We start from the raw sequence: 24,111 nt of genomic DNA, 5'->3' as shown, positions 1-24,111 counted from the left end.
AGGCAAAGGTTATAATTTAGTTTGCTTGCATTTGGAATATGAAATTAACTTTTATCACAGGGAAAGCACACAAATTGTATATATAAAAATGATAAAGCTTGATTGCTCTATCTTCTCATTGTAAACTCAGTGTTCTCTGCGTTTAATTATTTCTTTTCTGGCAACAAAGTAATTGTTTTTGCTTTAAAACGATTGTTTACAATCTCACCTGTTACAGTAGCTTTGCTAATTACATTGCAAAATCCGTGTTTTTCATCATGGGCATCACCAAAATCATCTACTGTTTTTCCATCAACAAAGTAAGATTTTCCATCTACGCGAATTGCTAAATCACAACTCTTACCTTTCATTTTAAATTTGCATTCGCCACAAGCAATTTCTACAGTTTTGTTTTCAATTTTTGTGGCTTGTTTTGGGTTACTTTGTGCGTTTGCAGCAAAGCTGAAAGATGTTATAATTAGGGCGAATAGTAAGTGTTTCATAATTGTAAATTTGCTCGTCTTGCTGAATTTATTTCAGCATCTGTTTATATAGACTCTGAAATAAATTCAGAGTGATAACCTTTAATACAAATGTAGGTTTTCAGGTTCAAAAGAACTTCAATTCTTTGTAAAATAAACCTGATTGTAGCAATAGCTTTTGAGCTGAAAGCGAAAAGACTTAAGCGGAAAGCAGGGCTGAACTAACCGATGAGCTACTGACAAACTTTTTCTAAATAAATTAACCATATAAGGCATATAAGCTCAAATGCATTTACATTTCTTATATGGTTAAAACCAAAAAGAGACATGCAAAATGCACATCTCTTTTAAGTTGAAAGCTTAAAACCAAAGATAAAAGCAGCTTTAGTCTTTAAGCTTTATGTAACTCTGAAGCCCCTTTAGGGGTTTGGGGTTTAGTATCTATAAGTATCTGGTTTGAAAGGACCTTCTACTGGAACACCGATATAATCTGCCTGGTGCTGATCTAAAACGTCTAATTCTACACCAATTTTTTCTAAGTGTAAACGAGCCACTTTTTCGTCTAGGTGTTTTGGCAACACATAAACTTTGTTCTCGTATTTACCTGGGTTAGTCCAAAGTTCTAACTGGGCCAAAGTCTGGTTGGTAAATGAGTTACTCATTACAAAACTTGGGTGGCCAGTTGCGCAGCCTAAGTTAACCAAACGGCCTTCGGCTAAGATAATTACATCTTTACCGTCGATTGTATATTTGTCAACCTGTGGTTTAATCTCAACTTTGGTATCGCCATACGTTCCATTTAACCAAGCCATATCGATTTCGTTATCGAAGTGACCAATGTTACAAACGATAGCTTTGTCTTTTAATGCCCTGAAGTGTTTTTCGCGAACGATATCACAGTTACCTGTAGTAGTAACAACGATATCTGCCTCTTTAATTGCGGTGTCTAAACGTTTTACTTCATAACCTTCCATTGCTGCTTGTAATGCACAGATTGGGTCGATCTCAGTAACGATTACACGTACACCTTGAGAGCTTAAAGATTCTGCAGAACCTTTACCAACATCGCCATAACCGCAAACAACAGCTACTTTACCAGCCATCATTACATCGGTAGCACGACGGATTGCGTCTACTAATGATTCACGACATCCGTATTTATTATCGAATTTAGATTTAGTTACAGAATCGTTAACGTTAATTGCAGGTAAATGCAATGTGCCGTTTTTCATTCTTTCATATAAACGATGAACACCAGTTGTAGTTTCTTCAGACAAACCTTTGATAGCTGCAATTAGCTCAGGATATTTATCAAAAACCATATTGGTTAAATCGCCGCCATCATCTAAAATCATATTTAGGGGTTGACGATCTGGGCCAAAATGTAAAGTTTGTTCAATACACCAATCAAAATCAGTTTCGTTTAAGCCTTTCCAAGCATAAACCTGAATACCTGCAGCAGCAATTGCAGCAGCAGCATGATCTTGAGTTGAGAAAATGTTACATGAAGACCAAGTTACTTCAGCACCAAGTTCTACCAAGGTTTCGATTAGAACTGCAGTCTGAATGGTCATGTGCAAACAACCCGCAATGCGAGCGCCTGCTAAAGGTTTAGATGGTCCGAATTCTTTTCTAAGCGACATTAGCCCCGGCATTTCTGCTTCTGCTAATCCAATCTCTTTGCGGCCCCATTCTGCCAGTGAAATGTCCTTAACTTTATAAGGAACATAAGAAGTCTCTACTGATGACATATTTTTTGTTTTTAATGAACCGCAAAGTTAAGGCATTCCCTTATCAATAACAAAAAGACGAGCGCTATACATAAAGTAAACGACCAACATTAAGTTTAATTGACAAAATATTGATAAGTTGTATTTTTCTACTATACTAATCCACAATGCCAATTCTTAGCTTAGTAATTATATAGATTAAAAAATAAAGCATAGTTTTTTTAACACGCTTATTGTGCAAATAGCTTTACTAAGAAGAAAATGCTTTTTTAAGGGAGATTTTACCCGAAATTTCTCGCTTTTTAATTTCATAATATCAGCCAAAAACGCTAGTTCATCATGAGATTCGTATCGTTCGTCACCCGAAAATGGTAATTGGCAAAAAAAATACTTTTCTAAAAAACTACTGTTTAAATTAGGTGGCCAGCTTTTAAGTTGGGTTAACAAATTATTTTAACACATAATCAGTTTCTTATGAAAAACAACTAATGCAATCATCATCTTGATTAATTTTCAACAATAGAGTTAGTTTAAGAATTAACTTGATATTTCTAATTAGCAAAAGCTTATGCCATAGACCTTTCGTCAAGAAAAAATACCTTTCCGTATAAAATATTAGCACCATAATATGGAATTTGATAGTTTTCACAATCATTAGCACAAGATAGGATAACCAAATTTATTAACGCTTTTTAAAATTTTTATGATCAGTTGCTACATCCTCAGTGAACCTTCTTCAATGCATACCCTAAAAAAATACATAGAATGGTTTCAGCTAACCACATTAAATGGCCAGGCATTGCCCAATCCCCTTGGTCTAAGTTCAGTTATTAAGGATAGCCCGCATATCTTATTTGTTGATATCAGCCTTGCATCTACTCACAAAGCTACCTTATTAGAAATAGGGCAAAAATCAACCATCATTTACATTGCTAATTGTTATAGCCACGCCTATGATGCTTTTGATACCTTGGGCTTTGATTTTCTCATGATGCCCCTAACATTTGCAAGATTTGAGATGAGTATGAACAAGTTCATGCGCTTTTCTTCATTAGCCGCCTCGGATAGCCTTAGGAAAGAGGAACCCATTACAAATTCATTTTTTGTGAAGGCAGATTCTAAAGGCCAAAAGGAAGTTTTAGTTAGATGTAAAGACGTCATATTTATTGAGGCCCTGCAAAATTACGTGGTATTGCACATGGTTCATGATAAAAAACTGATCTGTCATAATACCATGAAAGAAATGGAAGAATGTTTGCCAGAGGAATTTTTTATCAGGGTACATAAATCTTTCATTATTCACTATGATAAGGTTACCTCTATTGAAGGCAATAACATTGTACTTAACGATAACGAAAACTATAAAATATTAATAGGGGGTACCTATAAAAAACTTTTTTCTGAAAGAAAGAACCAAAAAATGATTAAGAAGAAAAACTATTTGCAAACATTTGATTATTCGATAACAGCCTCTATTTGCTTGTTTTATAGTGGTTTGATGCTTAACTGTATCGATTTACTTGACCTTACCTTATTAAACTTTATTTAAAATGATAAAAAAACTATTCTATATGGTTTTGATGTCCATTGTTTTTTGCTTGTCATGCAATGAATTCATAGAACCATCCCTTAACCATAAAAATATGGTGTTATTAGCACCAACAAATAATTTAGAAACTAGTAATTACCAATTAACTTTTTGGTGGGAAATGCAACAGGATGCCTTAGGCTATCGCTTGCAAGTAGTAAGTACAGATTTTAGTAACATTCAAAAACTAATATTAGATACTTTGGTAAAAAAAGATAAGTTTACTTATACACTAGACCCCGGCAAATATCAATGGAGGGTGAGGGCAGAAAATGGAAGCAGTCAAACATCCTATACCACACAAAGCTTTATTGTGCACCCCTCTTCTTTAACAAATAATGTTATTCAATTAACTAGTCCCACAAATAATTTTTTCACTTCAAGCCCAGATGTTAAACTGGAATGGTTGAATTTATTTGGTGCCACCCAATACCGTGTACAGCTAGATAATCAAAATTTTATAGACGAAAACAACCTTGTCTTAAATGTAACCACTACTAATTTGTCTTTCTTAAAAACGCTTTCAAAAGAAGGAAACTATCAATTTCGAGTAAGGGGAGAGAGCACCACAGAAAACTCAAAATGGTCTGTGGTTCGTAATTTTTCTTATGATGCTACACCCCCTGTCCAAGTTAAATTAACCGCCCCGTTAAACAATAAAACAGTTGCAAAGCCAGTGCAATTAACCTGGAATTCAATTACAGATGCAGAAAAATATGAACTGATAGTTTATCAGAGCGATTTGACTACCCTTTACAGCACTTCTTATCCAATGCTTTTAACCACCAATACTTACACATTTAATGCTGGTGATAGCAATGAAGTAATTGGATGGAAGGTGCGAGCAATTGATAAGGCTGGTAATAAAGGAAGCTTTAGTGATTTATTTAGTTTCACCATTCAATAAGATGAAAAATAAAAAATTCACTTATCTCTTGTTAATTAGTGTGGTTGCACTATGGGGCATTATATTTTATAGAGTTTTTAATTCCATGGCTGCGGAGGATACTCCTATTTTATCAGCAAATACTACTAAAGTAGCATACTTTAACATGGTGAACCATGAGGAAGATCAAGTTTCGCTAAGACTAGATTATAGAAATCCATTTTCCGAAAATAGCCAAGAAATTGTCCATGAAATAGCAAAAAGTCCATCAATAGCCATAGCGGCTGCTCCAATGCACATGAATATAAAAGTTCCAGTAAAATGGAATGCTATACAGTATACTGGATATATCAATAATCCCATAAACAAGAAAAAAGTGGCCATGTTAACACTAGATGGTAAAGAGTTTATGCTAACTGAAGGCCAGCAATTACATGGGGTTAAATTGGTTAAATATGCCACAGATTCTGTTAAGCTACAATACCAAAATGAAAAAAAATACATTAAACTAAAATAGATGCTTAGATACTTGCTTATCCTTTTTTTACTTTGCTTTTCACTGACCCTTAAAGCACAAAACAACGCTGTCAATTTTGATATCAATGACTATAAACACACCATCAATTTTATTGACCATAAAATAGTTTTTCAAGTTAAACCAAACAAAGAACCAAAATCTACTGATCCTATCAGAAAATACCATTGGTACAGTAATAATCGCATTCAAATTACTCAAGGTGGCTTTAGTGGCAAGCTTTTAAATGGTAACTATAACGATTTTTATTTGAGTAATAACCTGAAAGAAAAAGGAGTGTTTAAGGCAGGTTTGAAAGATGGAGAATGGCATATTTGGGCCATTGATGGGGTTTTGATGGAGAAAGTTAATTACAAAGAGGGAATATTACATGGTCAGTTTTTTAAATATGACCAATTAGGCAATTTATTACAAGAAGGTAATTATAAGGCTGGTAAAATTAATGGAATATATAAAACTTATCATGGACCAGATAGTGTTGTCATTTCCAAATATAAAGAAGGCTTAATAGAAAATCCATCTCAGAGTTGGATTAAGCAGGTTTTTGCTAAAAAACACAACTAATGCTAAAAGCAGGTGCCTTATATTTCTCGATTGTAATTGCCTTTTTTATAGCTGTTATTTCTGCATCATTAATTATGTTGGCGGCACATTATAGAAATAGTTATTTAAAAGAAATTCGGTTTAATAGGCTACAGAACAATTTAAATTCTGGTGTTAAATATGTTTTGGCTGAGGATGGCAATTACGGTTTGAAAGGTCTTGATTTATTTGGTAAGGACGCCGATAGCTTAATTATTGAACGAAAACAATGGGGTTTTTATGACTTGGCGGTTATCAAAGCCTTCATTCTTCAAGACACACTTAAAAAAGTTATGCTAATAGGGGTAAGACCAGATTCTACCGTTTTATACCTAAGTGATGAAGATAGACCATTGTCCCTTAGTGGCAATACGAAAATAACAGGAAACGCCGAATTGCCCAAGGCCGGACTAAAAAAATCTTATGCAGAAGGTAAACCCTATGCCAATGCCCAGTTAATTTATGGAGGGAATACCTCTTTTAGTTCAAGAAGTTTGAAGCCCATTAATCAAACCTTATTAAAAGCTATAAAGGACAAATTAGATCTTAGCAGCAAAGAGTTGCCCATGCTTGAAAGAAGTGAACTAAAAGTATCCTTTTTAGACTCTACACAAAGCTTCAGGTTGCTCCAAAAGGCAAATTTGAACAATGTGAACCTCAATGGTAATATCATGTTATTTGCAGATTCCTCAGTTACCATTAGTGCCAGTTCAACATTAAATGGCATACAGCTATTTGCGCCATTTATAAAAGTGGAAGATGGTTTTAAAGGAAGTTGCCAACTTTTTGCTACAGATTCAATTCGTATTGGTAATCAGGTAAATCTCCATTATCCATCTGTTGCTGCGGTGATAAGGACAGAAAAATCAGGAAGCTTGCCCAAAATCGCTTTAGGAGAAAATGTAAACTTTGAAGGTATACTTTTTACTCATGAAGAAAAAAGATCACCGCTGCAAACCATTATCAGTTTAGGTAAACAAAACCATATTAAGGGTGAAGTATTTAGTACTGGTATGGTTAAATTAGAAAAAGGGGTAGTTGTTGATGGAAAGATAGCTTGCAATAGGTTCATCATGCAAACTCCAACAACGCTTTATGAGAATTTCTTAATTGATGTAAATTTTAATAACAAGGCTAGAAGCAGGTACTATTTGAGTGCTAGATTATTCAATACCAATAATGAAAATAAGGTACTCAAATGGCTAGATTGATTAAAAAGAAAATAGCCGGTTCAACTGTAATAGAGGTTGTTATCGCCATGGTAATTATCATGGTTGTATTTGTAATTGCGATGAAAGTTTTTGCAAATGTGTTAAATACCGGTGTTTCTTTTAGAAATATCAAGGCCCAGAACCAATTAAATGTGCTGAGCAAAAAAGTAGAAGAGTTAGGTTATGTAGCAAATGGCCAAGTGCAGATTGATAGCGTAAATTATGAATTGGTTGAAAAAGAAAGTGATGTTAAAAATATGGCAAGCTTAGAGATTAAAGCTACGCAACAAGGTAAATTAATTGGTACTGTAAATACATTATTTAAGGTAAAACCACATGCAGAAAATTAGCGCATATACCTTAATGGAGGTTACGGTAGCCATGTTGCTCTCTGCTTTAACCATTACCATTTGTTACTCGGCTTATGGCATCATCACCAGTTATTTTAAATCGTTTCAGGATAAAAATGCATTGGCAGATGAAGTTTTAGCACTAAGACATACCTTAGATAGAGACTCCGAAAAGAGCAATTATATGCTTAAAACGGATGAAGGTTTTGAATTTTTACAAGATAGCTCGATTATCATTTACTCATTTACCGATCAACATATACTCCGCCGGTTAAGTGAAGTACATACCGATACCTTTAAACTCCAAGCAGTAGAACTGCAGCGCTTTTTTGAAAGCCAAGAGATTGTAGCCGCAGACACCATAGATCAAATTAGTTTCAAATTGGTATTAACAAAAGACCATACAGTATCCATCCAAGTTAACAAGTATTACAGTGCCGCAGCTTTATTTAAATAATTATGCCATCTATAGATATTTCGAACTATAAACAGAAAAAGAAAGCAACAGAGATAGCTGGTGCGGCTAACGTTTTTGCTTTTATGAGCAAAGACATTTCTTTTGGTGATGGGCAATTGGCCGATAAAAAGAAAGAGGCATTTTACAATGAACTAAGTACGTTGATCAATTCTGGAATCGATATTAAAACTGCTTTAGATTTAACGGCAAGTTCTTTTACCCATGAAAAAGACCTTACACTATTTGCAGACATACAAAAAGAAGTGATTGCTGGAAAATCCTTGTCAGAAACTTTACAACACAACAAAAAATTCAGTAGCTATGAATTTTATAGCATCCGCATTGGAGAGGAAACAGGGCGGCTGGGAGAGGTGTTAAATGAATTGGCCAAATATTTTAAGAGCAAGATTACGCAAAGAAGAAAAATAATCGGGGCTATCACTTATCCCTTATTGGTATTGAGCACTTCCTTTGCTGCCATATTTTTTATGATCAAGTTTGTAGTACCTATGTTTGCCGATGTTTTTAAGCGTTTTGGGGGCAAGCTACCTTACATTACCTCTTTAATTGTTAGCTTTTCAGATTGGTTTGATAAGTATATTTTTTTACTCTTACTTATCATCATTTCCCTGATAGCATTTTACCTCCTCAATAGAAAAAAAACTTGGTTTAAGAAATATGCTGCATTGACCTTACTGCGCATACCAATTGTAGGTGAAATACTCAAAAAAATTTATCTGGCTCGTTTTGCCAATACCATGCGGCTGTTAACAGGTACCAATACGCCTTTGCTCCAGGCTTTAGGGATGGTTAAACAAATGATTACTTTTTATCCTATTGAACAATCGTTGATTAAGGCGGAGAAGGACATTTTATTGGGTAGCAGTTTATCGGCAACATTAGCTAAGGATGATTTTTACCCCAAAAAGTTCATCCAGATGATTAAGATTGCCGAAGAGGTAAATAAACTTGAATATTTTTTTGAACAGCTATCTACCCAGTACACAGAAGAGGTAGAATACAAGACCAATGCCATTAGTGGTTTACTAGAGCCATTGATCATTATCTTTTTAGGTTTAGCAGTAGGGGTAATTTTGATTGCGATGTATTTGCCGATGTTCCAAATGAGTAATAGTTTTTAATTAGAGCTGAAAGACCAAAGCTGAAAGACTAAAGTTGGGTTAGGTCCAGATGTTCATGATAAAATCTAAGCGCATAGATTTGGGGATTAATTATTACAATCAACTATGCTAACCCACCTCGCTATCTGCATGTTGCAATGTCCCCTCTGGAGAGTTTATCCCGATTTATCGGGGGGGCGGGGGGAGGAATTAAATATTTTACAATCCATCAGGTTAAGCTCCGTGCTGTCTACACCCTGCATGTCCCCCTCTAGAGGGGGTAGGGGGAGGATTTACATCTACTGTTTTTAAGCTTCCACCCCCTTTGATTCCCCCGCCAGCGGGGGACACTGGGCGCCTATCCTACAGCGATATAGCATTGCCTTTGCTCTTGCACCTTTCCTATCTGCATCCTGCATGTCATCCTCTGGAAAGTTTATCCCGACCCGTCGGGAGGGCTGGAGGAGGTTTAACCTGGCTTCGATCGCTTATCGGGTTTCTTTCGCCTTTGGGTTTTGACTGAATACTAACAGCATCCTAATAGCGTATTATTGTGGTCGACCATCCTTCGTCCTTTCTTCGTCTTTGAACCGAAGCAGTCACGACTACTTCATGACTGTGGTACGACTACTTCACGACGCAGAGACGAAGCCCGACCGAAGCCCACCCGAACAAACGACGAAGCGCAACCGAACAGCAACCGAAGAAGTACCGAAGGAATGGTGCTGAAAATGTCTAGATATAAAGGAGTGTCTTGTTCTGGGATGGTTGCGTTAGTGATGGCAGCGGCATCCTTTTGGCATCGATAAATTTGAAGATTGGTACAAGTGTCAAAAGATACTGCAGACAGCACGCCCGAACGCCCAAATATACCTTTCGTGTTGCCCTCTGTTGAGGTGAGGTTTGAGATTATTATTATCCTTCGACAGGCTCAGGATGACAACACTTCGAATTGTTATAGGCGATAGTGTTTTTACCTACGCTATGTGCACCCTATATGTCCCCCTTTGGAGAATTTAACCGATTCATCGGGAGGGTAGATTTGTCATTCCGACTTCGGAGGAATCTATGAGCCGAATCACAGTTTATTAAAGGTTTTTTTTAAGACTCCACCCCCTTTGATTCCCCCGCCAGCGGGGGAAATTGGATGCCTACCTGCAAGTGATAAATATTCCTTAGCTACGCAAACGCTATCCACACCCTGCATGTCCCCCTCTGGAGAGTTTATCCCGATTCATCGGGATGGTTGGGGAGGAATTGAAACCGATGTCCTTCGACAGGCTACCGATGTAAAATCGGCACACATCAGGATTACAACAAAAACAGTGGTTAGGTTTTTATCTTGTGACAGATTGGGAGGTATGAATTTTAACCAGCAAGCCAACATTTTCAATTTCACGCAGAATCTACCAAAAAACACCAATAATTCTTCGATAATTTCCCATTTTTTTAAATTGAAAATCATCCTAAAATGATAGTTCGTCATGGGATTCCTATAGTTCGTCACCAGATTCATGCTGTTTGCAAAAATATTTCATTATGAATGTGGTTAAGCGCTAGCTTGGTTTCCAATAAATTAAATCTTTCAATTTTGAAATAACATGAAAACGAATCTTTACCTATCCATACTAGCCTTTTTTGTATTTAGTTTTTTTAATCTTTCAGTTTCAAATGCCCAGAACCTAATTGATATGCAGGCATGGCAAGTGGGACAGGGGTCGGTTGGAGGGTTTTCGGCAAACGGTCAGTCCTCGGAAAATATCAGAGAGTGGGGTATAGGTCCGAATGGGAAGTTGGCTATACTTTGGAAGGGACAACCTGAGGGCTTTGCTCACGACGATGGGGGCTTTACCCATACCTTTTTTAATATCAACCATGCCAATATGTACCGATATGCTATCTGGCTAAAAAAAACAAACTCTAATGATGGCGTCTCTTATTTTGGAACAGATAATGTTTCCAATCTTAATGGCCAAAGCCAAGATAATCCCTATTTTTGGTCTGGTGATTTGCCAGAATTGAATAAATGGTACTTGTTAGTGGCCTATGTTCATGGAAGTGGCGATGCTTCAACTACTCATTATGGTGGTATCTATGATGGGGTTACCGGTACCAGGGTAGCTGACGTTACAGATTTTAAATTTGCAACTAGTACCACCACCACCACTATACGCTCTTACTTATTTTATGATGCAAACGTAAATGACAAACAGTTTTTCTATGCCCCTCGTGTAGATGTTGTTAATGGAAGTGAACCTTCAATTGAAAGTCTCTTAAATATTAAAAGTTTAAATGCAGAGCAAGGCTACTTTGCAGGAAGTGTGGGAATCAAAACCCAGGACCCAGGGGCCTACGACCTTGCTGTTAATGGCAAAATTAGATCAAGGGAAATTAAGGTGGAAACTGCAAATTGGCCAGACTATGTTTTTGCGGATAACTATCAAATACCATCGCTTGCTGAACTCGAAAAATATATTAAAGCAAATAAGCACCTCCCGGGAATCCCATCGGCTACCGAAGTAGAGAAGAATGGAATTGAACTTGGGGAAATGAATAAACTATTGCTCAAAAAAATAGAAGAGTTGAGCATCATTCTCATTCAAAAAGATAAAAAGATGTTAGCGGAAAGTGAGCGGCTAAAAAAGGTTGAGGAGAAGCTTGAAATATTAGTTCATCAGCTAAGTAAAAAATAATCATTAGGATATAGGAACACTATCATCGTAATTGGTTAAAATATTAGTTCAGCATAGTTTATGCTGAACTTTTTTGTTAAAGCTCTGCTATTGCTCGCCAACCTCCTATTGCTTGTCTATCTTCAAATAGGTACGAAATTCGTTTTTATAACTTCCAGGGCTATAACAAAAATCGTTCTGCGCTAAAAAACCAAAAGATACTTTGCTCGGGTTTTATAAGGCACCATAACTGTAAGCAGAGCTAAATTCATATTTATCGATATGCAAAGCAATGAGATCACTCATTTACAAGATTGAAAGGATATGCCAAAAACAATAAACTTCAGTGTGCTCTGTGCAAACGCTGTGTTCTTTGCGTTTTAATTTAACGCAAGTTCGGAAGCTTAAACAAAAGTTTTCAGTTCAAAATCCAATTTTACGCAGAATTCATTAAAAAATGAGCAAAAAAGCATTAAAAAAGCTTCGTTTTCAAAAAAAAATATCAGCCCAAAATACTAGTTCATCATGGGATTCATATCGTTCGTCACCTGAAAATGGTAGTTGGCAAAAATATTCTTGTTCGGCAAAACCGCTTTCTAAATTAGGTAGACCGAAAATCTAATTCATTATAGCTTTCAGCACATGAGAAAACCATTATTGTTACTACTGGTCCTTTTTGGACTTTACCAGGGGGTGCACGCACAGAGCCCCATGATCCGTACGGACCTTATTCCCGCCTCGCCAACCGCGGGCAGCATTGCCAAGGCGGGGGAGGTGCCCCTTAACCTGTCATCGGGGCTGCCCTCGCTATCCATCCCCATCTGCACAGTGCAGGGGAACGAGCTGAGCCTGCCCATCTCGCTCAACTATAGCTACGACGGCTTTAGGCCTGCGCAGCCCTCTGGCTGGGCCGGCCTTGGCTGGACACTGGAGGCCGGTGGGGTGATCACCCGTTCGATAAGGGACAAGGTGGATGGCACTATGGGCTCGGGGAACTATAACGGCACAACGGTGCAGACCACCTTGTACAGCCCCAATACTCCCAGCCAGGATTTCCTGAAGTGGGCACCGGTAATGTACGACCTTGAGCCTGACGAGTTCAGCTTCAACTTTGCGGGCTACTCGGGCAAGTTCATCATTCATAATGGCAAGATACACGTTTACCCCAGCCAGAAGCTGAAGGTATGGGGAGGCATTAGCGGTTTTACCATCACTACAGAGAACGGTAACAGGTATCATTTCGGCCAGGTGGAGACTACGAACCCGAAGGGTTCGCCAGGTGCGCCGTACAACCTGCCATCGAGCTACAACTCAGCCTATTATCTTACCATGGTGGAAAATGCTGCAGGGACCGAGAAGATCATACTGACCTACGATTCGGAGGGCAAGATCAGCAACAACGGATCGGCCACCCAGAGCTTCAGGAGAGACTTGAGCATGGTGTATGGTGGGGGGACCCCATCGCCGATTAGCGTCTCCTATCCCACTTACGTGAACCCGGTAAGGCTGAGCTCGATCGTCTCGGAGAAGGTGAGCGTATCATTTATCCCTGGTGCAGACCGCATTGACCTGAACCAGAGCGCCGGGGGCTACGCCAAGGAACTGGCCCAGATAGACGTGAGCGGCAAGGCGGGGCTCGTTAGGCGCTTCAAGCTGGGGCACAGCTATGGTGGCAGTGGCTATTACAGTTCCAATAGCTACCTGATGCTCGATTACATAAAGGAATGCCCGGTAACCTTGCTGGAAACCCCGCTATTGACGGATACCCTCACGCACACCTTTGAATACGAGGGCGTTTCCGGTGTCTCCCATATCTATGCTGCAGTGGACCACTTTGGCTATTCACTGGGGGGCAGTGACTTTGGGGACATGATGATCCCGAGCCATTTGCACCCAACAGGCGTAAACCGTGACCCAAGCTTATCGGGCACCATGCAGGGTGCAATGAAAAAGGTAACCTATCCCTCTGGTGGCAGCACCTCGTTCAGCTACCAGTTGAATATGACCCCTGATGGCATGGGCTATGAAAAGGATCATCACAGTGTAGGTGAGACCATCATCAGGCCATCAGGAGGGCTTTCTACGTTAAATGGCAATTACATGTCATTCACCATAAACGAGGGGCAAACGGTAAACTTCATATTCTCCCGTACCCCATATAACGAACAGTGGGACGGGAATACCAAGGATGTGGAGAACGAGTTCGAGGTGAGCAACTCGTCTGGGCTGGTTTTCGGTGCCAAGATCAGTAAGGAGGCCGACAACGCCGGACTGACGGCAAGTACCTACCTGTCTCCCGGGAGCTACCACATGCAGGTGAAGGCCGACTGGCGGGAGGCCATGGTCTCCGCCTCGATGAGCTACTATACGGTGAGTAACAGGCCTATAGAGGGCACGCCATCGGGTGGGCTAAGGGTGGCCAGCATGACCACCACCCCACAGGCGGGGCCGGCACTCTACCGCGAGTTTAACTATACCACTCCACTGGGCTTCTCCACCGGGGTGGCCCCGGTGAGCGGTTATCACCAATATCCATTCGACGAAATAACTGTTGTGCCATCGGATGCCCCGGTCTATAAAAACTACATGGTGTACACCTCATACGTGGCCGAGGCACCGGTGCTAAGCCTGCCGCACTATTATACCTCGGTGCTGGAGAGGCAGGTTGCAGGCACTGACACCCTGTTTACCCGCCATGAGTTTACGGCATTTGGCTATGCGGGCATGGGCACTGTACCTAGCAGGGTTACCCAGTACCGCAGGAACGGAAGTGGCGTACTTATCCCTGCCACTAGCAAGAGCTTCGAGTACGTGCAGGTACAGGACACCATGTTCAGGAAGATGAAGGCCTTTCAGGTCATGCAGGTGAACAACTCTGGTGGCTGGTGGTCTGGGCCAACCGAAACCTGGGACTACACCGATGAGTTTGTGGCACTGGGCTGGAAATACCTGAGGAGTACCCGTGAGGTGAGCTACGAGGGCAGCGATTCGCTGGTAACGGTGACGAGCAACAGCTATGATGCCAACCGCAACCTTAACCATGTAAGTACTGCCGGTTCAAGGGGGGAGGTGATGGTATCGAGGATGAAGTACCCCGAGAGCTATGACGGCGACCTTGCCTTCATGACCACCAACAACATCGTGAGCCCAGTGATAGAGCAGCAGAGCTGGAACAAAGTGGGCAGCGATTCACTACTGGTCTCGGGTTCCCTTACCGAATATTCTGCCGCCAATTTCAAACCCATCAAACGGTACATGTTGGATGCCAAAGGGATCACTGCGCTCAACAACGAATCGCGTACGGGCACGCTCTACAACAACCTCATGAGCGACACGCGATATGAGGAAAGGGCGAACTATACATATAACCCAACCGGCAGGCTGGTTAGCCAGCAGCTGGTTGGCGGAACACCGGTTTCCTACCAGTGGGGCTATGCATCCTTCCTTCCCTATGGCTATACCAGCCTTGGGCAGCAGAACTATCCGGTTGCAGAGGTGAAGAATGCCCTGCCAAGCGAGTTCTACATGGAGAACTTCGAGGAACATGGCAGCGCAACCACTGGTACAGCAAATACGGGAGATAAATGTTATAGCGGCGACTTCTATCTGAACTGGGCCATCCCGAACTCACGGAGCTACGTGGTCACCTTCTTTTACCTTTCTGCAGGAAAATGGCACTACAAGAGACAGGCCTACACGGGCGCAGTTACCCTGAGCGATGGCGATGCGATAGATGATGTAGCGGTATACCCTGCAGATGCACAGCTAGGCAGCTATACCTATTTCGATGGGATCGGCAGCCGTTCGGCCATAGACGCAAAGGGGCTGAAGATGGACTATGAATATGATGAGCTGAACCGACTGATAAACATCCGTGATCAGAATGGCGACATCGTGAAGAACTACAGGTACAACCAGGGCACGGCCAATGCCTACTATTACAATGCGGCAATAACCGCCAAGTTCACCAAAAACGACTGCGCTTCTGGCCTGCTGGGCTCCCCGGTAAGCTATACAGTTCCGGCCAATACCTACGGTTCTGCCACCAGCCAGGCGGCTGCCGATGCAATGGCAACAGCAACCCTTACCGCCAACGGGCAGGCATACGCCAATGCCAATGGAACCTGTGCAACAGGCGTGGTGGTGAGTTTTGTCAATGCCACCTTTTACCCATTTCAGGGTGCAATTACCCAGTTGCAGGTAAAGGATGCGAGTGGCAACGTGCTGTACACCTTCAATGAGGCACAGGTGATCGCGGGCTTTACCATACCGCAGGGCACCTACACGCTCAGCTTTACCATCATTGCCCTCACTCCTGGCTATTCATGGGGAACTTGCTATGTCTCGTCAACGGCCGGCTACCAGGAGTTCTACACAAATGGCACGACCAACTATAATCTTACGGGCGTAGCACTGACCGCCAGCACGGCATTGATTTACCTGGATTCCTACATTTATTAAGAAACACCATGAAAAAGACGATCAAATTAATACTCGCAACAATCATTTCATTCCCATTCGCCCTGCTTGCCCAGAGCCCCAGCACTTCCCGCAACTTTGTGATGGAGACGGTGGTGAAGACCGCGGGGAAGAAAACCACCGGCTCGCTGGTGGGGCTTCCGGTTGACAGCGCCTCGCGGACGATCGAGTACATGGACGGCCTTGGCCGCCCGCTGCAGACGGTGCAATGGCAGGGCAGCCCTGCCAAAAGGGACATCGTAAGCTATAGCATCTACGACGGGTTGGGCAGGGAGACCAAGAAATACCTTCCCTATGCCGAGCAGGGCACCGGCGACGGGAGCTTCAAGGCCGATCCGCTTGGGGGCCAGTCCGCCTTCTACGGCAGCTCTGGCTGGGATGCGAGTGTAAAAAAGACGCCCCATCCCTACAGCGTTACGGTACTGGAGGCCTCTCCGCTGAACAGGGTACTGGAGCAGGGCTCCCCGGGGGCGGTATGGCAGCCGTATTCTGCAGGGATACCGGGCTCGGGCCATACGGCAAGGCCGGGCTACGGACTGAATGCAACAGGCGAGGTGGCGATGTGGACGGCAACAGGCAGTGGCGCCTCTACAATAGGTAGTTATGCCGCTAACAAGCTCTATAAGTCCATCTCCCGTGACGAGAACTGGACCAGCGGAAAGTCGGGCACGACAGAGGAGTTCAAGGACCTTGAGGGCAGGGTGGTGCTGAAGAGGATATGGGAGACCGAGGGCGTTGCCCTCGACACCCGCTACATCTACGACAGGTACGGCAACCTGGCCTATGTGGTACCACCGGCGGTAACGGCCACCAGTTTTGCGGAAACGGCGGATGCGAACTTCGAGAACTATATCTACGGCTACCATTACGATGGCAGGAAGAGGCTGATAGAAAAGAAGGTTCCTGGGAAGGGCTGGGAATACCTAGTGTACAACAGACTGGACCAGGTTGTGCTCACGCAGGACGCCAACCAGCGCTTGGCAAGCACTTGGGGCTGGACCAAGTACGATGCGATGGGCAGGATGGCGCTGACCGGGCTGCAGCAGGAAACCACCGCGACACGGGAATACCTACAGGGCGTGTTCGATGCTGGTACCGATCCCAACTGGGAGCAAAGGACCACGGCATTCCCCAGCGGCTATACAATTAACACACACCCGAAATCGATTGATGAGGACTATGGGGCGATCCAGACGCATGTGATGAACTACTATGATTCCTATGACATACCCGGCTATGGCAGCAACTATTATCCATCTGTAGCAGTGAGTACCAGGACAAAGGGGCTACAGACGGCAAGCAAGGTACGCGTACTTGGCACAGCAACGATGCTGCTGACGGTAATGTACTATGACGAGGATGGTAGGCTGGTTGAAACAGTGTCTGATACTTATATGGGTGGGCCGGATAGGGTAGTCAATACATATGACTTTTCTGGGCAACTGACCGCAAGTACGAGGACGCACTTTGGCAACGGGAATACAACCATAATATCGAACAGCTATATATACGACCATGCCGGCAGGAAGATCTCCACCAGGCAGAACATCAACAGCCAGGGCGAGGTTACCCTGAACAGGCTGGAGTACAACGAGATCGGGCAGTTGAAGAACAAGAGACTGCATAGCACCGACGGTACGAACTTCTACCAGCATACCGCCTTCGGCTACAACGAGCGTGGCTGGCTGAGAACGAGTTCCAGTACCGAGTTCAACATGGAACTGGGCTACGAGACGGGCACCTATCCACAGTTCAACGGCAACATTGCAAACCAGCGCTGGGGCAGCTCGCTGGGCAACGTGTTCACCTACCAATATGATAAACTGAACAGGCTGACCAGTGCGGCCAGCAGCGGGATCCAGATGAGCGAGGTGCTTAGCTATGATGTGATGGGCAACATTACGAGCCTGAGCAGGGACGGTGGGACGGCGGGCAGCTACGGCTATGTGGGCAACAGGCTGACGGGCATTTCGGGCGGTCCGCTCGCCACGGGCAGCTACGCCTACGATGCCAATGGCAATGCCATTACCGATGGAAGGAACGGTATGGCAGTTGTCTATAATCACCTTGATCTACCTACAACTGTAGGTAATTCTGAAATAACACTAACTTATGACTATGATGCAAATGGGAAGAAATTAAGGAAGTTAAACAGTAATACCATAGGGCTAGACTATGTTGACGGCGGTATACAGTATACCGATGGGGAACTGGATTTCATCCAGACGGAAGAAGGCAGGGCGGTGAACCAGGCCGGAACCTACAGGTATCAATATAACTTGGGCGACCATCTTGGAAATGTGAGATATAGTTTCGATATTTATAACGGAGCTGTAAGAAAGCTCCAGGAGGACAACTACTATGCCTTTGGACTGAGGCATAGCGCAACGGCGGGTACGAACAACTACCTGTACAACGGCAAGGAGCTGCAGGACGAACTGGGACAGTACGACTACGGGGCAAGGTTCTATGATCCGGTAATTGGGAGGTGGAACAGTGTGGATCCGCTGGCGGAAAAGATGAGGAGACATAGCCCATATAACTATGTGTTCAATAATCCGATAAGATTTGTGGATCCGGATGGGATGGCGCCTGGTCCTGGACTAGGCTCTTATATGTTTATGACATTAAAATCGCCAATTGCTATTGTGAGAGGAGCTGGTAAATTGGTTGACAAAGCGTCTGTTAAGATGGGATTTCCTACCCAAAAAGATGCGATGAATCTTTTTGATTCCAAAGTATCTGCTATGGAAAAAGTACGCACGGGGGGTAAAATGGTGAACCTTCTCTTGACCTTTCTTACATTAGGTGGTGAAGGAAAGCCTGGCACGGAAGCACCTACTTTAGGAACTCCCAAAAATGTTAAAGGTCCAACTAACCAAAAATTGCTCAGGACAGAGGGGGGAGAACCAATGGTTGACCCGATGTTGTATGAGAATGGCGGAACCCCAGGACCCCATACACAAATAGGAACTAATAATGGAAGAAAAGGAGAATACAAACAAGCAAGAGAGTTTGATGGTGAAGGAAAACCTGTAAAGGATATAGATTTCACTGATCATGGCAGGCCACAAAACCACCCAAATCCACATCAACACGACTATCTACAGAATTCTACAGGTGGTACTCTTCAGAGGAGTAAAGAAGCTAAGCCTCTAACATTTGGTAAACCGTATAAATTATGAAGTTGAAAAGGATAATAAAAATAAGTGGCGACAAAAATCCAATTTTGTCGGTCAGCTTAAAAGATATTTTGGGTTGTATTAAAAGCATTGAAAGAATTACCTGGGCTATATTATGGTTAGAGGCTGTCGCTGCCTTAGAAAATAACACATCTATTGTTCATTTAGAAGATAAGATTAACAATTCTGATAATGCTACAATAATATCGTGGGAACAATTGTTGATTTTATCAAATCAAATTATTCAAGGGATAAATCTTTTGATTTTAGGAGATAAAAAACAGTCTAATTTAAAAAAATATCTAAAAGATGAAGATATGTTCATGAGCTGTGATTATACAATAGAACTAATAGATTCTTCATACTGGATAATCCACTCTAATGATGAGGATTTTTTTAATAATGTGTTTGAAAGTTTAAGCGGAGTTGAGTATGTTTCATCATAAAATAGATTTGATAGTGGCCCCGCTTAGTACAAGTATGGAGCCCCCTCTAGCGCAAGCGTCCCGCTTGTGATTGGGTTAAATAATTGTTCAGCATATTGTAAAAGGTATGCTGAACTTTTTGTTATGTGGCTAGCAGAGAATATTGTATTTTGGTTTTATAATTTAGGCACAAGCGAGACGCTTGCGCCAGAGGAGCGAGAAGTAAGTAGTAAAGATTCAAGGGCCTATATTAAATCACAAGACTTCAAATTCAAAAAATAATGATAGAACAAAATGAAAATATTCATGATTGGGAAAGAAATCTTTTCAATTCCATTAAGGATATATCTGACATAGATATGCAGAAAAAGTCATGGTTAGGCAAAGATTTGAACTCTATTTCATCATATTCAGAGATTATTAGTGTTTTATATGATGACTTTGACTTCGAAAGATACATCAAATATTACAATACTTTAAAATGAGATAAAGATATTTTATATTCGCTTTTTTCAGATATGAATCAAATGATTAATGGTTATGAAAAAAGGGGCTCTGATGAACAGGTTTTGACTGACCCTGATTGGATTGCGATAACCAAAAAAGCTAAAGAGATAATTTCCATACTTGAAAAACAGAACTTATCCAATGAAAATTCTTAAGCAAGTGACTAGTGTGTGGGATTCTCTGAATTAAAAGCAAATATTAAGCAAAATGGTATCAATGACCCACTTAGCTATGTTGAAAACAATGGTAAAAAATTTGTTGTAGATGGAAATAATCGATTAAAAGCCGCTAGAGAACTGGGAATGAAATCTGTGCCTGTGAATGAAGTAAAACTACCTTATGGTAGCTATAGAAATTTTAATGATCTTGTTTATTCTAGATACTAATGGCAATTTGGCAATATAGATTATTTGTAATACCAGAAGAAGAAATAAATTCCTATTTTCTCAATGAAGATTACCTCAGCGAGGATGCATTTAATGAAATCGATTGGTGGAAATATAAAAGAATAGATGAAATTTCTTTAGGCGATTTAATATCGCTTTTGGCAGAGAGCAAATCATGGTCAAATAATATCTACCAACTTGGCAATATTGAATCCGACTGTTTAGAAATTCTATTCAATAAACAAAAGATTTTAGAGATTTCTATACGTGTAGATTTAAGAAATAATTATAATAGTTTAATTGAAGCCATCTGTAAATTTGGGCGAAGGAATGCATTGATTTTCTTAAATTATAACTTAAAGTTACTTAGTCCTGACGAGATAATATTAAAAGAAGATATTTCTAATTATAATTTGTTCGATGACTTCATTACGAAAAACCAATAAGATATAATAAATTTTGTCCTCTAGCGAAAGTCTAATGAATTGGAGTGGGTGCATGGCCTTGTGCCATCGGCTAAAAAGCGCTGCACTACCCCCCATCTAGCGCAAGCGCCCCGCTTGTGATGTGGTTAAATTAGTTCAGCATATTGTAAAAGGTATGCTGAACTTTTTGTTATGTGGCTAGCAGAGAATATTGTATTTTGGTTTTATAATTTAGGCACAAGCGAGACGCTTGCGCCAGAGGTGACTGTTGACGGGCACAAGGGTGAACGTACTTGGCAGCGGAACGATGCTGCTTTCGGTGAACTACTATGACCGGGACGGAAGGGTTGTTACCTCCAAGTCCCAGCACCACCTTGGCGGTACCGACCTGGTGAGCAGCAGCTACGACTTTTCGGGGCAGCTGACCGAGAGCACAAGGGTACATGCCACCGGTGGCAGCACCACCGCCACGGTGTACAACGCCTATAGCTACGACCACGCGGGCAGGAAGATCTCCACCAGGCAGAACATCAACAGCCAGGGCGAGGTTACCCTGAACAGGCTGGAGTACAACGAGGTCGGACAATTGAAGAACAAGAGGCTGCACAGCACCGACGGCACGAACTTCTACCAGCATACCGCCTTCGGCTACAACGAGCGTGGCTGGATGAGAACGAGTTCCAGTACCGAGTTCAACATGGAGCTGGGCTATGAGACGGGCACCTATCCACAGTACAACGGGAATATAGCGAACCAGAAGTGGGGCAGCTCACTTGGCAACGTGTTCACCTACCAGTATGATAAACTGGACAGGCTGACCCACGGAAATAGTACGGGTACCGCTATGAGCGAAGTGCTCACCTACGATGTAATGGGCAACATCGCGAGCCTGAGCAGGGACGGGGCCACCACCGGCGTCTACCATTACCTGGGCAACAGGCTGAACTACATCATTGACGGTCCACTGGCTACCAACAGCTATGCCTATGACAACAATGGGAATGCGACACTGGACGGTAGGCTGGCCACCTATTTCAGCTATAACCACCTGAACCTTCCGGCAACGGCCGCAAAGAGTGGGCTCAGCCTTGCCTATACCTATGATGCCACGGGGCAGAAGCTGAAGAAGGTGAGCAATATTACAGGCACCACCGACTATGTGGACGGGATCCAGTATACCAACGGAACGATAGACTTCATCCAGATCGAGGAGGGCAGGGCGGTGAACAGTTCTGGCAGCTATAAATATGAGTACAATCTTTCGGACCACCTTGGAAATGTGAGATATAGTTTCGATATTTATAACGGAGCTGTAAGAAAGCTCCAGGGTGACGACTACTATGCCTTTGGACTGAGGTACAACAATACAGCGGGTACGAACAATTACCTTTATAACGGCAAGGAGCTGCAGGACGAGCTGGGGCAATATGACTACGGGGCAAGGTTCTATGATCCCGTTATTGGGAGGTGGAACAGTGTGGATCCGCTGGCGGATCATTCTTTTGATCTTACATCTTATCATTATTGCTCAAATAATCCAATAAATAGATTGGATCCAGATGGTAGGTGTGATAAGCCAAACTGCCCTCATAAGTTTAAGCTAACAGACAGATTGCCAGAAAAAGACCCTGATGGAGATCAGATTGGATTTATTAAAAGTTCGACTGAAAACTATAGATCGAGTTCTCCGGTGAAAGCTGCAATTTTAGACTTATCATTTGATGTGTTAAACGCACTTGGGTTTAATACACTGGATAACGCTTACTATAAAGAAGGAAAACTTACAACAGGAGAAAAAGTATCAGTTAGTTTAGCCGTTTTAACGATATTAGATCCACCACTAGGTAGAGGTGGTAGAGGTAAAGGTAAGAGTTCTGCTTCAGGGCCAGTAGTTATAAAAGAAGAAATTTCAGTACCTACTGCTAATACATCAAGAGCAGCAAGAAGGCAGGCTATGCGTGATTCAGGTATACCGACTAGCCAACAACCAACCTCACAACACAGCAATGCCTCTGGAAAAGAATATAGATATGATGTTCCAGAGAGCTGGGGAGGAACATCACAAAAATCAGTACAACAGCAGACTATGGATAGCTCCCACCCGGGTATGCCTCATTGGGAAGCAGGTAAGGTTAAAACTGAAAATGGAACGGTTAGGACAAATAATTATGGGAGAGCAAAACTAGAAAATAAAAATAAGACTAAAGTAAACTATTGATGGAATCAGTAAATCAGAAGAAAAGGAGAATATTCGGGAAAAAAGATTTTAAGGATTATTTAGAAGAATTAAATAAGTTAGCTAAATTTCCTGTAACTATTAATCATATTATTTCTATAGTTGAAACTGATAAAATTTTAGAGAGTTTTAATGGGAAAAGGATTTATAAAGAACGGATGGAGTTTAAAGATAAAATAAAATTGCAAACAATCTTTTCCAATATATCAAGAATTGTATTAGATGATTTTTTATTATTTACTTCCTATTCTAAAAATTGTGGGGCTATGCACTTAAAGTCAATAAATAATTTTAATCACGCATTCAAATTTAACGATGAACATTCTGGTTTGATAAGCCTAATAAATGAGTGCTTAGATGTTAAAATCGTAATGGACTTTTATGAAGAGCAAAATGAAGAATATTTGGAATTAGAAATTTATACAATTGATAACAAAATAATAAGTACTCCAATACTTGATTCAATAATAGTTTAAAAGGTTATTGGCTTCCCACCCCTCTAGCGCAAGTGTCCCGCTTGTGATTGAGTTAAATAATTGTTCAGCATATTGTAAAAGGTATGCTGAACTTTTTGTTTTGAAAAGCATTGAAATTATTATTTCATTAAAAGGAAATGTGCGATATAGTTTCGATATTTATAACGGTGTGGTTAGGAAGCTGCAGGAGGATAATTATTCACGTTTGGTTGTTGTTTTCAATGGCGTGAATGAGCTCGCAAGCTCGGTTACTATGCCTTTGGACTGAGACATAGCGCAACGGCAGGTACGAACAACTATCTGTACAATGGCAAGGAACTTCAGGATGAGCTTGGGCAGTACGATTATTCATTAGTTATATATTGTTTTAAAGGTATTCATGAGCTCGGCTATGCCTCGGTT

At 41.7% G+C, this 24,111-nt stretch carries 19 protein-coding genes; 17 read left to right on the top strand and 2 right to left on the bottom strand.

Annotated features, from left to right (window positions below):
• Positions 1 to 146 precede the first annotated feature (146 nt).
• Together FA048_RS00090 and ahcY are read right to left on the bottom strand one after the other, a co-directional pair.
• Positions 147 to 482: a DUF6370 family protein gene (locus tag FA048_RS00090; RefSeq protein ID WP_136837967.1), complete on the bottom strand. Its 336-nt coding sequence runs from the start codon at positions 480 to 482 to the stop codon at positions 147 to 149.
• 413 nt (positions 483 to 895) lie between these two features.
• Complete coding sequence (gene ahcY, locus FA048_RS00085; protein ID WP_136837966.1) at positions 896 to 2,212, bottom strand: adenosylhomocysteinase; 1,317 nt, start codon at positions 2,210 to 2,212, stop codon at positions 896 to 898.
• Positions 2,213 to 2,894: 682 nt separating this feature from the next.
• Between ahcY and FA048_RS00080 the strand changes: the two genes are divergently transcribed.
• The 17 genes from FA048_RS00080 to FA048_RS00005 all read left to right on the top strand — a co-directional run bounded on the left by FA048_RS00080 (position 2,895) and on the right by FA048_RS00005 (position 23,709).
• The gene (locus FA048_RS00080) at positions 2,895 to 3,740 is read left to right on the top strand and encodes a LytR/AlgR family response regulator transcription factor (protein WP_136837965.1); all 846 of its coding nucleotides are present in this window, start codon (positions 2,895 to 2,897) and stop codon (positions 3,738 to 3,740) included.
• 94 nt (positions 3,741 to 3,834) lie between these two features.
• Positions 3,835 to 4,686, top strand: coding sequence for a hypothetical protein (locus tag FA048_RS00075; protein WP_136837964.1), 852 nt, complete (start codon positions 3,835 to 3,837; stop codon positions 4,684 to 4,686).
• A gap of 1 nt (position 4,687) precedes the next feature.
• The gene (locus tag FA048_RS00070) at positions 4,688 to 5,182 is read left to right on the top strand and encodes a hypothetical protein (protein ID WP_136837963.1); all 495 of its coding nucleotides are present in this window, start codon (positions 4,688 to 4,690) and stop codon (positions 5,180 to 5,182) included.
• Positions 5,183 to 5,764, top strand: coding sequence for a toxin-antitoxin system YwqK family antitoxin (locus FA048_RS00065; RefSeq protein ID WP_136837962.1), 582 nt, complete (start codon positions 5,183 to 5,185; stop codon positions 5,762 to 5,764).
• A complete protein-coding gene (locus FA048_RS00060) occupies positions 5,764 to 6,993 on the top strand; it encodes a hypothetical protein (protein WP_136837961.1) in 1,230 nt (409 codons plus the stop codon). Before FA048_RS00065 ends, FA048_RS00060 begins: the two co-directional genes overlap by 1 nt.
• Positions 6,981 to 7,343, top strand: coding sequence for a type II secretion system protein (locus FA048_RS00055; RefSeq protein ID WP_136837960.1), 363 nt, complete (start codon positions 6,981 to 6,983; stop codon positions 7,341 to 7,343). The genes FA048_RS00060 and FA048_RS00055 overlap by 13 nt, the downstream gene beginning before the upstream one ends.
• A complete protein-coding gene (locus tag FA048_RS00050; protein ID WP_136837959.1) occupies positions 7,330 to 7,800 on the top strand; it encodes a PulJ/GspJ family protein in 471 nt (156 codons plus the stop codon). Before FA048_RS00055 ends, FA048_RS00050 begins: the two co-directional genes overlap by 14 nt.
• A 2-nt stretch (positions 7,801 to 7,802) precedes the next feature.
• Positions 7,803 to 8,942 (top strand): type II secretion system F family protein, encoded by a 1,140-nt coding sequence (locus FA048_RS00045; protein WP_136837958.1) that lies wholly within the window; start codon positions 7,803 to 7,805, stop codon positions 8,940 to 8,942.
• Between the two features lie 1,580 nt (positions 8,943 to 10,522).
• A complete protein-coding gene (locus tag FA048_RS00040; protein WP_136837957.1) occupies positions 10,523 to 11,614 on the top strand; it encodes a hypothetical protein in 1,092 nt (363 codons plus the stop codon).
• Between the two features lie 436 nt (positions 11,615 to 12,050).
• Positions 12,051 to 12,215, top strand: a complete 165-nt coding sequence (locus FA048_RS19645; protein WP_169306787.1) for a hypothetical protein — start codon at positions 12,051 to 12,053, stop codon at positions 12,213 to 12,215.
• A 20-nt stretch (positions 12,216 to 12,235) separates the two neighbouring features.
• Positions 12,236 to 16,054 carry a DUF5977 domain-containing protein gene (locus FA048_RS00035; protein WP_136837956.1) on the top strand — a complete coding sequence of 1,273 codons (3,819 nt, stop codon included), beginning with the start codon at positions 12,236 to 12,238 and terminating at the stop codon, positions 16,052 to 16,054.
• An 8-nt stretch (positions 16,055 to 16,062) separates the two neighbouring features.
• Positions 16,063 to 19,257, top strand: coding sequence for a DUF6443 domain-containing protein (locus FA048_RS00030; RefSeq protein ID WP_136837955.1), 3,195 nt, complete (start codon positions 16,063 to 16,065; stop codon positions 19,255 to 19,257).
• Positions 19,254 to 19,700 carry a hypothetical protein gene (locus FA048_RS00025; RefSeq protein ID WP_136837954.1) on the top strand — a complete coding sequence of 149 codons (447 nt, stop codon included), beginning with the start codon at positions 19,254 to 19,256 and terminating at the stop codon, positions 19,698 to 19,700. Before FA048_RS00030 ends, FA048_RS00025 begins: the two co-directional genes overlap by 4 nt.
• 656 nt (positions 19,701 to 20,356) lie before the next feature.
• Positions 20,357 to 20,572, top strand: coding sequence for a ParB N-terminal domain-containing protein (locus tag FA048_RS00020; RefSeq protein WP_136837953.1), 216 nt, complete (start codon positions 20,357 to 20,359; stop codon positions 20,570 to 20,572).
• A complete protein-coding gene (locus tag FA048_RS00015) occupies positions 20,572 to 21,018 on the top strand; it encodes a hypothetical protein (protein WP_136837952.1) in 447 nt (148 codons plus the stop codon). Before FA048_RS00020 ends, FA048_RS00015 begins: the two co-directional genes overlap by 1 nt.
• A 262-nt stretch (positions 21,019 to 21,280) precedes the next feature.
• Entirely contained in the window at positions 21,281 to 23,215 is a 1,935-nt protein-coding gene (locus FA048_RS00010; RefSeq protein WP_136837951.1) for an RHS repeat domain-containing protein, read from the top strand.
• On the top strand, positions 23,215 to 23,709 hold the full coding sequence (locus FA048_RS00005) for a hypothetical protein (protein ID WP_136837950.1): 495 nt from the start codon (positions 23,215 to 23,217) through the stop codon (positions 23,707 to 23,709). The genes FA048_RS00010 and FA048_RS00005 overlap by 1 nt, the downstream gene beginning before the upstream one ends.
• Positions 23,710 to 24,111 lie beyond the last annotated feature (402 nt).

The sequence above is a fragment of the Pedobacter polaris genome (assembly GCF_005116505.1).
GTDB classification, from domain to species: domain Bacteria; phylum Bacteroidota; class Bacteroidia; order Sphingobacteriales; family Sphingobacteriaceae; genus Pedobacter; species Pedobacter polaris.
Note: the sequence above shows the minus strand (reverse complement) of the source record. Positions and strands in the feature narration are given on the sequence as shown.

Bases quoted from the DNA above. Each gene is read 5' to 3' on its own strand.
- FA048_RS00090 (WP_136837967.1), bottom strand. From the start codon at position 482: ATGAAACACTTACTATTCGCCCTAATTATAACATCTTTCAGCTTTGCT.
- ahcY (WP_136837966.1), bottom strand. From the start codon at position 2,212: ATGTCATCAGTAGAGACTTCTTATGTTCCTTATAAAGTTAAGGACATT.
- FA048_RS00080 (WP_136837965.1), top strand. From the start codon at position 2,895: ATGATCAGTTGCTACATCCTCAGTGAACCTTCTTCAATGCATACCCTA.
- FA048_RS00075 (WP_136837964.1), top strand. From the start codon at position 3,835: ATGGTGTTATTAGCACCAACAAATAATTTAGAAACTAGTAATTACCAA.
- FA048_RS00070 (WP_136837963.1), top strand. From the start codon at position 4,688: ATGAAAAATAAAAAATTCACTTATCTCTTGTTAATTAGTGTGGTTGCA.
- FA048_RS00065 (WP_136837962.1), top strand. From the start codon at position 5,183: ATGCTTAGATACTTGCTTATCCTTTTTTTACTTTGCTTTTCACTGACC.
- FA048_RS00060 (WP_136837961.1), top strand. From the start codon at position 5,764: ATGCTAAAAGCAGGTGCCTTATATTTCTCGATTGTAATTGCCTTTTTT.
- FA048_RS00055 (WP_136837960.1), top strand. From the start codon at position 6,981: ATGGCTAGATTGATTAAAAAGAAAATAGCCGGTTCAACTGTAATAGAG.
- FA048_RS00050 (WP_136837959.1), top strand. From the start codon at position 7,330: ATGCAGAAAATTAGCGCATATACCTTAATGGAGGTTACGGTAGCCATG.
- FA048_RS00045 (WP_136837958.1), top strand. From the start codon at position 7,803: ATGCCATCTATAGATATTTCGAACTATAAACAGAAAAAGAAAGCAACA.
- FA048_RS00040 (WP_136837957.1), top strand. From the start codon at position 10,523: ATGAAAACGAATCTTTACCTATCCATACTAGCCTTTTTTGTATTTAGT.
- FA048_RS19645 (WP_169306787.1), top strand. From the start codon at position 12,051: ATGAGCAAAAAAGCATTAAAAAAGCTTCGTTTTCAAAAAAAAATATCA.
- FA048_RS00035 (WP_136837956.1), top strand. From the start codon at position 12,236: ATGAGAAAACCATTATTGTTACTACTGGTCCTTTTTGGACTTTACCAG.
- FA048_RS00030 (WP_136837955.1), top strand. From the start codon at position 16,063: ATGAAAAAGACGATCAAATTAATACTCGCAACAATCATTTCATTCCCA.
- FA048_RS00025 (WP_136837954.1), top strand. From the start codon at position 19,254: ATGAAGTTGAAAAGGATAATAAAAATAAGTGGCGACAAAAATCCAATT.
- FA048_RS00015 (WP_136837952.1), top strand. From the start codon at position 20,572: ATGGCAATTTGGCAATATAGATTATTTGTAATACCAGAAGAAGAAATA.
- FA048_RS00005 (WP_136837950.1), top strand. From the start codon at position 23,215: ATGGAATCAGTAAATCAGAAGAAAAGGAGAATATTCGGGAAAAAAGAT.